This is a genomic window from Pseudobacillus sp. 179-B 2D1 NHS (genome assembly GCF_045370945.1).
In the GTDB taxonomy this organism is placed as follows: domain Bacteria; phylum Bacillota; class Bacilli; order Bacillales; family Domibacillaceae; genus Pseudobacillus.
Window position 1 is genome coordinate 17,378 of sequence record NZ_JBIQDP010000026.1, and the last position, 8,801, is coordinate 26,178.

The 8,801-nt window shown below is 40.5% G+C and carries 22 protein-coding genes; all 22 read left to right on the forward strand.

Annotation, left to right across the window (positions count from 1 at the left end):
• Positions 1-8 precede the first annotated feature (8 nt).
• The 22 genes from ACH0BF_RS20270 (at position 9) to ACH0BF_RS20375 (ending at position 8,775) form a co-directional block, all read left to right on the forward strand.
• Complete coding sequence (locus tag ACH0BF_RS20270; protein ID WP_406910153.1) at positions 9-1,091, forward strand: hypothetical protein; 1,083 nt, start codon at positions 9-11, stop codon at positions 1,089-1,091.
• Positions 1,075-1,860, forward strand: coding sequence for an ATP-binding protein (locus ACH0BF_RS20275; protein ID WP_406910154.1), 786 nt, complete (start codon positions 1,075-1,077; stop codon positions 1,858-1,860). The genes ACH0BF_RS20270 and ACH0BF_RS20275 overlap by 17 nt, the downstream gene beginning before the upstream one ends.
• Before the next feature lie 11 nt (positions 1,861-1,871).
• Positions 1,872-2,057, forward strand: coding sequence for a hypothetical protein (locus tag ACH0BF_RS20280; RefSeq protein ID WP_406910155.1), 186 nt, complete (start codon positions 1,872-1,874; stop codon positions 2,055-2,057).
• Entirely contained in the window at positions 2,057-2,236 is a 180-nt protein-coding gene (locus ACH0BF_RS20285; protein WP_406910156.1) for a DUF6011 domain-containing protein, read from the forward strand. The genes ACH0BF_RS20280 and ACH0BF_RS20285 overlap by 1 nt, the downstream gene beginning before the upstream one ends.
• Positions 2,226-2,666, forward strand: a complete 441-nt coding sequence (locus ACH0BF_RS20290) for a DUF1064 domain-containing protein (RefSeq protein WP_406910157.1) — start codon at positions 2,226-2,228, stop codon at positions 2,664-2,666. The genes ACH0BF_RS20285 and ACH0BF_RS20290 overlap by 11 nt, the downstream gene beginning before the upstream one ends.
• 13 nt (positions 2,667-2,679) lie before the next feature.
• A complete protein-coding gene (locus ACH0BF_RS20295) occupies positions 2,680-3,156 on the forward strand; it encodes a hypothetical protein (RefSeq protein WP_406910158.1) in 477 nt (158 codons plus the stop codon).
• A 220-nt stretch (positions 3,157-3,376) separates the two neighbouring features.
• Positions 3,377-3,787, forward strand: coding sequence for a hypothetical protein (locus ACH0BF_RS20300; protein WP_406910159.1), 411 nt, complete (start codon positions 3,377-3,379; stop codon positions 3,785-3,787).
• Between the two features lie 33 nt (positions 3,788-3,820).
• A complete protein-coding gene (locus ACH0BF_RS20305) occupies positions 3,821-3,994 on the forward strand; it encodes a hypothetical protein (RefSeq protein ID WP_406910160.1) in 174 nt (57 codons plus the stop codon).
• Entirely contained in the window at positions 3,991-4,182 is a 192-nt protein-coding gene (locus ACH0BF_RS20310) for a hypothetical protein (protein WP_406910161.1), read from the forward strand. Before ACH0BF_RS20305 ends, ACH0BF_RS20310 begins: the two co-directional genes overlap by 4 nt.
• Positions 4,179-4,418, forward strand: coding sequence for a hypothetical protein (locus tag ACH0BF_RS20315; protein WP_406910162.1), 240 nt, complete (start codon positions 4,179-4,181; stop codon positions 4,416-4,418). Before ACH0BF_RS20310 ends, ACH0BF_RS20315 begins: the two co-directional genes overlap by 4 nt.
• Entirely contained in the window at positions 4,415-4,588 is a 174-nt protein-coding gene (locus ACH0BF_RS20320; RefSeq protein WP_406910163.1) for a hypothetical protein, read from the forward strand. Before ACH0BF_RS20315 ends, ACH0BF_RS20320 begins: the two co-directional genes overlap by 4 nt.
• Before the next feature lie 10 nt (positions 4,589-4,598).
• Positions 4,599-4,751 (forward strand): hypothetical protein, encoded by a 153-nt coding sequence (locus tag ACH0BF_RS20325; RefSeq protein ID WP_406910164.1) that lies wholly within the window; start codon positions 4,599-4,601, stop codon positions 4,749-4,751.
• Positions 4,752-4,781: 30 nt separating this feature from the next.
• Complete coding sequence (locus ACH0BF_RS20330; protein WP_406910165.1) at positions 4,782-5,000, forward strand: hypothetical protein; 219 nt, start codon at positions 4,782-4,784, stop codon at positions 4,998-5,000.
• Positions 5,001-5,047: 47 nt separating this feature from the next.
• On the forward strand, positions 5,048-5,203 hold the full coding sequence (locus ACH0BF_RS20335) for a hypothetical protein (protein WP_406910166.1): 156 nt from the start codon (positions 5,048-5,050) through the stop codon (positions 5,201-5,203).
• Complete coding sequence (locus ACH0BF_RS20340) at positions 5,200-5,739, forward strand: DNA translocase FtsK (RefSeq protein ID WP_406910167.1); 540 nt, start codon at positions 5,200-5,202, stop codon at positions 5,737-5,739. The genes ACH0BF_RS20335 and ACH0BF_RS20340 overlap by 4 nt, the downstream gene beginning before the upstream one ends.
• Before the next feature lie 46 nt (positions 5,740-5,785).
• Positions 5,786-5,998 (forward strand): hypothetical protein, encoded by a 213-nt coding sequence (locus tag ACH0BF_RS20345; protein ID WP_406910168.1) that lies wholly within the window; start codon positions 5,786-5,788, stop codon positions 5,996-5,998.
• A gap of 28 nt (positions 5,999-6,026) precedes the next feature.
• The gene (locus tag ACH0BF_RS20350; protein ID WP_406910169.1) at positions 6,027-6,215 is read left to right on the forward strand and encodes a hypothetical protein; all 189 of its coding nucleotides are present in this window, start codon (positions 6,027-6,029) and stop codon (positions 6,213-6,215) included.
• Position 6,216: 1 nt separating this feature from the next.
• A complete protein-coding gene (locus ACH0BF_RS20355) occupies positions 6,217-6,384 on the forward strand; it encodes a hypothetical protein (protein WP_406910170.1) in 168 nt (55 codons plus the stop codon).
• A gap of 800 nt (positions 6,385-7,184) precedes the next feature.
• Positions 7,185-7,379 (forward strand): DUF3954 domain-containing protein, encoded by a 195-nt coding sequence (locus ACH0BF_RS20360; RefSeq protein ID WP_406910171.1) that lies wholly within the window; start codon positions 7,185-7,187, stop codon positions 7,377-7,379.
• 21 nt (positions 7,380-7,400) lie between these two features.
• Entirely contained in the window at positions 7,401-7,997 is a 597-nt protein-coding gene (locus ACH0BF_RS20365; protein ID WP_406910172.1) for a hypothetical protein, read from the forward strand.
• A gap of 104 nt (positions 7,998-8,101) precedes the next feature.
• Positions 8,102-8,317: a hypothetical protein gene (locus ACH0BF_RS20370; protein ID WP_406910173.1), complete on the forward strand. Its 216-nt coding sequence runs from the start codon at positions 8,102-8,104 to the stop codon at positions 8,315-8,317.
• The gene (locus ACH0BF_RS20375) at positions 8,314-8,775 is read left to right on the forward strand and encodes a hypothetical protein (protein WP_406910174.1); all 462 of its coding nucleotides are present in this window, start codon (positions 8,314-8,316) and stop codon (positions 8,773-8,775) included. Before ACH0BF_RS20370 ends, ACH0BF_RS20375 begins: the two co-directional genes overlap by 4 nt.
• The last annotated feature ends 26 nt before the right edge of the window (positions 8,776-8,801 follow it).

The window sequence follows — 8,801 nt, forward strand, 5'->3', positions numbered from 1 at the left end:
GATCGGGGTTGGAAAAAGTCATAGAAGCATCATCGGGGTTCGTCATCCAGCCCCGATTGCAGTTTAAGAACATAAAGGACAAGCTGCTCTATCAAATGTTAATGGAAGAAGCGAATTATACTGCTTCTGCTCGTTGTGAAGTCGGTCAAACGATCATTGTTTTGACTAACCTATCAAAAGAAATTGGATGGTCTAGGGACGTGATCAAAGGGGCTCTGGATCGACTGAAAAAAATGAATTATATCGAAATGGAAACATTACCTCAAAAAAGAGGGCTGCTCGTTACGGTTTGTCATTATAAAGATTTTCAATCACTAGCTACTTATCAGAAAGAAAAGGCAAAAAAAGAGGAGAAAAATCCACAAGAGAATCCGCAAGGGAATCCACATGAGGAACCACAAGAGAATCCACATGAGAAAGAAGCGGAAAACCCTTGCGGGAGTAAGGAGGAAGGAATGTCCGAAAATCAAAATCCACAAGAGAATCCACATGAGGAACCACAAGAGAAACCTCATGAGATTCCACATACTATAACAGCATTTATAAACAGCATTAGTAACATCAATAAAACATTAAAAGAATATATCGCCGAAGCGAACGTGAAAAGCATGAATTTAACTTCCGCTGACGATATGGAAATCTTTGTTGACTTCGCTTTGCGAACCAACGCTCTGCCAGCTGGTACGTCTAAGAAAATATTAATCTCTTATTTTGAATGTATTCGTTTAACAAGGTCTACTTGCAATATCTCAGCAAAGCTGCTCTCTAACTTTATCGAGAAGCTTAACAAATATAGCGTCAATCAAATTCATTACGCGCTCTGGAAGCACGTAATAGACCATGACGACAAAAAAGAGGCGTATACACTGGGGATTCTTCGCAATGTAAAGGAGCCGGAAGCTCGGCGGGGGCTAATGATCTTAAAGAATAAGAAAGGAGCCGTGGATTCAAATGCAATCACTCAACCATACCTTGCAGCAGTTGGCGAAACACAATCCAGCACTAGCGCAGAGGCTCAAAGACTCGAAGAACTGGCCAGACAAAAAGGACTTGCTGGAGGGACGATACGAGACGTTGACGTCGATTACTGAGGATTGTCCTTACAAGAAATGTGATGGAACGGGGCTTATTTGGATAAAGGATCATCAAGAAAAAAGAGAATTTATGAGAAAGTGCCAGTGTAAAGAGATACGAGCCTTAAGCAGAAAAATGAAGTGGGCACGGATTCCGGAAGACTTTCAAAAAGTAACAATTAAATCTTTTGACATCAATCTTTATTCTGAACAGCTTTCTAAAGAAAAAGCAGTTATGGCAAAGAAAATAGCTGCTAATTTTGTAAAGAAATTCGATGTGCTGTCTCAGCAAGGAAAAGGGCTTTACTTCTACAGTTCGGTGAAAGGCAGCGGCAAGACTAGGCTGGGGTGTAGCATCCTAAATGCATTGCTTCAGGTACACGATACTGAAGAAAACCCGCTTTCCGTTTTTTATTCTCCTACAGCTGATTTAATTGGTGAAATTAAAAACACCTTCGGCGGAGACACCAATATGAAATCGTCGGACATCATTGATGCTGCTAAGAATGTGAAAGTATTGCTGCTGGATGATATAGGCGTAGAGAAGGCCAGTGATTGGGTGGAGGAAACACTTACTAGGATTTTAGATTATCGGTTGCAAAATAAAAAGGTAACTTTGTTCACTAGCAATCTTGAAATAGATGAACTGGACAACTCTTATCCTGCTGGCAGGATTAGTGACCGTATCGATAAAATGACTTTTCCAGTTCACATGCCCGAAGAGAAGATCCGGAGGAAGTTGGCCAAGCAAGAGAATGAAAGTTTATTAGGTTTATTACTCGAATAGGGGGAAGGAAAATGTGCAATTTATGCAACGGTACTCACGTAGTGACAAATGATATTGGTTTTGGATGGATAAAGCAGGCTTGCCCCAAATGTGGGCCTATGCCGGAAGTGATGAGAGCGAAAAAGTGGGCGGAGTTTGATAAAAGATTTGAGGAAGCTAAGAGGAAGGCGGAGCTTGCTGGAAAGGATGCGAGCTGATGAAACTCTGTGAACGTTGTAACCGCCCTTTGAGATCGCAGAAGAGCATGGAGGCCGGCATGGGACCTGTTTGCAAGAAAAAACAGGAAGTTGAAGATGCTGAGGCAGAATTTGAAAAGATTCAAATCAAAATGGAAGAAGTAATGGATATGGCGGAAGTGGAAATGTATGGCGCGTAAGTGGATAGCAAGGAAAACACGGTGGAACGGAAACGTCTATGACAGTAAAGCGGAAGCAGATTATCACAAACTACTTACTGCAAACCCTGCTGTTCAATCAGTGCAGATTCAGCCAGAGTTTGAAGTAATTCCAGCCTATACCGTTATTTGCTACCGCTGTGAAGGCACAGGGCTTGGTATAAGCGAGAAAACAGGAAGAGTTGTTCAATGTTCTCGTTGCTCGGGGAAAGGCTCAAAAACGAAAGCAGGAGCCAAATATACAGCGGATTTTCTAGTTACTTATAAAAATGGTTGGACAGAAGTTGTTGATATAAAAGGTGGGCCTGCTTCACGTGATTTTTCATTAAGGAGAAAACTACTAGAACAACAGCTCGGTAAAGAAGTAGTTGTAATGGAATATACGAACGGAGCATGGAAAAGAAAACGTTAAAGGAGTGAAAATCATGCTGCAAGGAGTGTGCATGGATCCGGAGCTCATTGGTGAGTTCCCGGAAACTGTCTATCTTTTTCCGAACGGACCGTTAAATTACTATGTTTCTCGCTTTCCGAACAAAGAGGCTCACATGGGATGCTTTCAGGCCGATAAATTCCAGCTTGCTGAGGGATGGCCACCTGAGCCAGATGCTGCTGATCTTCCGCCGCTGGAGCTTGGCAAGGTGTACAGCGCTCAATTGGTTTGGAAGCCTCGAGGCAAATTTATAGTCAGCAAACTACAACAGCGGTACTTTATCCTCCCAGAAGCCAATCAAAAAAATGCCCTGTTCTATAAGGATCGAGAACGGAAGCAGTTGGGTGGACGTTTTCCTCTTCATTGGTTTACTGATTTTCAATTGGTTGAAGAGGAAGCGCTAGAAGAGTCTTTTGAAATAGAACTAGTTGAGGAAGAGGCGGCTAATTTTGAGCAGATGTCGTTATTTTAAAGGTGAATCAGAATGAAACTGAGACTCGTGAAAAAAATTACCTGCTTATACGAAAATGCAAAAGAACAAGAATTGATATTTGTGTGGGGCGAGAATACAGAGGGTTATATCGTTTTCGAGTATTGCGATGATCCTACACGACAACTGCAAAAGATGACTAGAAGAGAGCTTATGCAATATAAGCCGATATGGGATTCTCAACTTAAGGAGTGAAAAAAGAATGGAAAATCAACGAACTATAAAGCTATATAGAGCAAAGCTGCATACAGGAGGAAAAACGCCTGAACAAATAAAAAGCAGCTTTAATGGACCATTTGACGGACCGGAACCTAGCAATGAAGAAATTCAAGTTTGGAGCAAGGCTTATGACTTGGCCGACGGACTTGAAGTTATTGTTAAGAAAAGTTGGACTGGGAACGATTATTCACTAATAGCGTGGGACGATACAGATGATGAGAAGATAAGAGAGTTTATCTATCAGGTAGAGCAAGATGGAATGTTTGGTACCTATGTTGATGAGCGTGAGGAGTTTATAAAGGATTGGGAATCAGGTGAATACTGTCCTGCTGGATCACTTTTATTCAATGAAAAAGATGTTGAGATCATTGAAGAGTTGAAGCAAAAGCAATAAATAGGGATTCAAAAGAGCGAAGGGAGAATAGCAATGATCGGATTAACTCCTAAACAATACATGGAACAATGGCTGGATTTAAGCAGCAAAACCAATCCAAAGCCGCCGCCAGAAGAAATAGAACGGCGTAAGAAAGAGTATCTAGCAAAACGCAGGCGGGAAGAGTGGAGACAATGGGCTAGGGAGCAAATGGAGGAGGCAGAATGAGGCATATCATAGTTAAAGCTCACATGCGAGACGGTTCTGTCTACACAAATAAACATTCACTTAGGAATGTCGATGAAAATGAGTTTGAAGAGGTCGATCTTGTTGTTGAAGAGAAGGATGCGGAGCGGTTTTGCGAAATGTTCGTTGAAGCTAAGAGACAACGTCAGCTGGAGGAGGAAACGGAATGAAGAATAAACAAAGGGTATGCAGTCCAATTGCAACGGTCGTTCGAGAGGAAGCTGCATCCGGAAACCAATTCGCTCAGTATTTGATTGAATCTCATGATTACTTTGCTAAAGTAAATGAACAAAATCGGAAAGAACGAAAGGCTGTTTCTCTTCAGCAAAGGCTCAAGTACACCAAACATTCAAAGTGTCAGAGGAAGATTCAACGGCAGCTGCAGGAACTGGGGGAAGCGAAATGACTGCACCTAAGTTGGATTTGAATAATATAAATGTTGGTTTTGTCATTACAGGGATGATAGGAATGGTTGAAGATGATGGGCTTTCTCCAAGAGAAGTGTTTATGCTGCTTGATGAAATCAAGAAACAAACTTTTCATGCTTTGACGGATATTAAGAACGGCGAAGGGTGAGTAAGGGTAAATGTTCAGCTTTTTTCATAAATGGGCAATCGCAAACATAGCGGGCGCCCTCTATCTTGTCTTAGCAGCTGGTCTGCTGCAAGATTGGGTACTCATGGCTGCCAGTGTTATTAAGACGATAGGATGGGCGGTTTTGGCTAGTGAATCGCAGTAGACACAAAATGCGACAGAAGGAGAGCGAAAAATGGAATATAAAATGATTGGGACTATTGATAATATATCTGAAATTCCGTTTGATGAAAATTTAATAGTTACAGGAAGAATAGGTAGTAGTTGGAGATGGAGAATGCCAGGAGTTTTTAAAAAACAGGACAATAAGATAATTTTTAGAAACATGCATGAAATGTCTACTGAAATAGATGAAAACACAGAGATTGGTTTAAATATCTTGGAAAAAATGTAGATTTCGCTTAATGCACATTCCGTTGAAAATGCGAAGGAGTGAAAAGAATGAAACCCACATGGAAAATCACTTATGAAATTCCTCCTATGAGAGGGTTATATCATGAAAATGTTGCTGCTAATACCCAAGAAGGAGCAATCGAGTTTTTAGAGAGTATCATTAATCACAGAATTAGGGTTGTGAAAGTGGAGGAAATCCAATGAATAACATTGACGAAGAACAATACCAAAGGGCAGTCGAATTTTTAAGTGTAATCAAGGAATTGCCATTCACATACCCTTCGGCATCACTCTTTTCAAGAAGGTTTAGGATTGGATATATAACTGCAGCAAGGATCGTTGAGCGATTAGAAAAAGAAGGTTATATCAGTGAATTCGTTGGCGGCAAGCCTCGGCAGGTCTTAAAAACAAAATCGGAGGGGAAAACCATGAAAAAATTTGAAGTTGAAGTATCCATCACTAAAACATTTACCACGAAAGTGATTGTGGAAGGGGAGTTTAACGGCAAAAATGATCCTGGTATTGATAAGGTGGCTAAATATGCTGCAGATAACATGAATCATGAGCATTGGGACTATAACGATACTGAATTTGAAATCAACGGTGTAAAAGAACTTCCCGCTAATCTTTCTTCTGATCATATTGACTTGCTAAGATGCGGTTATTCACTTGATGTGATAAAGGACTACTCAGAAGAAGATGCTCGTGCCGAGCTGGATGCTATAGCAAGTTCACTATAGGAATGTTTAATGTTGCAGTCCGTTGAAAATGCAGAGGAGTGAAAGTATGGAAAATATAGCTGTTTCCCTTATTGTGGACGGCAGTTTCAAAAATGTAGTCATACCAAAAGAAATGGTAAGTGATTTAGCTGAAATGCTACGTAATGACGGAAAAACAATGGTTCATTTTGCTAAAGAGAGTGTTGAAGCTGAAGGAATTGTGATCTTAGCAAAAGGTTCAAAACATTCGTTAATGGTTCTTCCGAATGTAAACGAGTAAGTGTTGAAAATGCAAAGGGGTGTTTTAAATGAGCATTTTACTAGAATCGCAGATTAAGAGCCTTCGAACTGAGGGGCTGCTTCTACTGGTGGAAGATGCTGAAAGGCGTATTGGTTCTCATGTTGCCGGTGGTGATCCCGTCGAAGAGTATGTGCAGCAACAGCGTTACATACTGGATTTAGTTCAGGAAGAATTTAAAAGAAGAGGAGCGATTTGATATGTACTTAGTTATCACAATAAATGTATTAAGCAGTTATAACGTTAGAAAATATGAAACGTTAGACGAAGCTAAAGAAGTAGTGAAAGAGTTGGTGGAGAAAGGTAACCGAAATGTGATGATTGCTCAAGAAATACCGATGAAATTAAAGGTGGAAGTGGAATTTTAAAATGGCTCACACCTATATATTTGGTCATCACGCATGGTACGACGAGATAAGCGGTATATGGCGATATTCAGATAACAATGAGCCTGTCTCTGAGGATCGAGCGTGTAACAAGTGTAATCAAACTCGTACTGCTGAAGGTCATGATCCATGCATTGCCAATCTTCCAGGAGTTAAAAGCGCCTGTTGTGGCCATGGGAAAGAGATTGGTTATATTCAGTTCAAAAGCGGGCTGTTTATACGTGGGAAATTCTCTATAGAAATAAAACAGTAAACAGAAAAGAGCCAGGAAAGCTCCTGGCACAATGATTGGTCTGCATATATTATCAGGTGAATTGATAGATGCCTACTTTAAACAGTATTTCCAAATCAGACGAGAATATACAAGAAAGCCGGACATTCGCCCGGCCGATCAAGGTCTAAGTCATGGGTGTACGAAGATATAAAAGAGAGAGAACCTTGATTACGATTAATTTATCCAAAGATAAAGGAAATATACAAAAAAAAGCCAGACTTTGCCTGGCTCATCAATAGTCTTATTCAATTAAGTAATAGAGGAGTACCATTGAATATAAAACAGTCTATTCAAAGACAAAATAAATGTGAAAAAAGCCAGGAGTTCTCCTGGCTAGTCAAGGTGTAATTCATGATGTATGAAAGTGATGGTGGAATGACCTTGATTGCTTATAATATACCCGTAAATGAACTAGATATACAAAAAAAGCCAGGAAAGCTCCCGGCCTTTCGCTACATTATAGATTAATTTTTGGCTAAGTTAATTATAACAGATCGGGGGCGTCTTGGTGAAAGATTCTAAGATCAAAACCACAGCAGAAATCGACTTAATGGAAAATGCCGCTTATGTAGTTATTGACGGACAATTGACGAAGATGACGCCTAAACAATTCGGAGAAGACACAATCATCTGGAAGGATGGCAAAGTGCTTGATGTGATAAGAAGCCAGCGGGTAAGGATGTCTGGCCAGGATACAATATAAAAAGAAATCGGGGGAGAAAAAATGGAAATCTTTGTTCAGATTGTAGAGGGAGAAAAGAACAGCACATTACAAATGAAAGATGCTTCACAAGCAAATGAACAGGCAGTAATTAATGGTTTCTTCCAGCTATTCGGCTCAAGAGTTGAAGCAACAGAAAAACAAGAGAGATCACAGAAGAGGCCACCAGCAGGCATGGTAGTTCCTCCAATTGAGGTTAAGGTTCCTGAAATACCTAAAGCTCCAAAAGTAGAAACGAAAACAGAATCATCAATTTCAAAAAAGCTACCTCTATTAGGGTCTGAGAGCAGAATGACTCAACCACTTAGCGAGGTGGCCAGAATTAAACCTCTTGAAAAAAGCACTGATACATCGATGGAAGAGCCAGAGCATTGGCGCACAGGTATTAAAATTGACGAGGATGGAACAAAGCGTTATAAATGCCGCTACTGGTGCAGCTGTGGCAATAAAGGCAATCACTATGTTCCACTAGATGCAGAGTATACTTATTGCCATGAATGTGATAAGGACATACCTGTTGAAACAGCTACTTTTGAAATTGATAAAGACGGGATTCCTGGAAGAGACGAGTACGGGAACTTTTTTATAGCAAGAGCATAATTAAATAAGCCTAACGGAAAAACCGAGGGCACCAAAACATTAAGGCAGGTTGCAGCTGCTTTATTGTTTGGTGTCCTCTTTTATTTTTATAGGGGGTAAGGGATATGAATTCTACTTTAAAGGATCAGTTGCAGCAATGGAAGCGGAAAAATCAGGCTTCTGAGGAGATAAAACCCAAGAAAAAGAGGAGGAAGCCGCAGAAGAGAAAAGAACAGCCTGCCAGGAAGTCTCAGCCTTTGTCTGAGAGCGAGTTGCGGTACTTGATGGGTGTTAACATGCAAACGTTGAAAAGAGGCAGAGGGGGCGCGTTTAAGCGATGACTAAACAAATGATGGAATGGCAAATAGAAGAGTGGATTCGTGATTATAACTTTATGCTTCGTGAAATTGCTCGTTTAAATAGATTGTTGAATGCTGTTCATGGAGGAAGATCAAGTCTAGTTGCAGTTTATGGTAATGAGGCAGGAATGCCAAAAGGAAGCTCTGGAATTAGCCAGGCGGAGTTAAGGCAGTTAGATATACGGGAAAGACGATTGTTGAAATACGAAGCAATTGTTCAATATCTTGATGAGGTGATGGGTGAGATCAAAGAAGAGAAAGAAAAAGTCGTTTATGATTGCATGATTGAGGGTCTGAGTTATTCTGCAATTGCTGTTCATCTTGGTAAATCAAGAGACACTATTCGAAAGGTCAAAGAAGGCATAATCGGCAAGATCGTCAAAAAAGTCGAAAAAGACCAGTTTCTGCAAAAGTTGAAATCAATAAAATCTGCCGTGTAGAATGGGAGGCAGGAACGGAGCGGTAA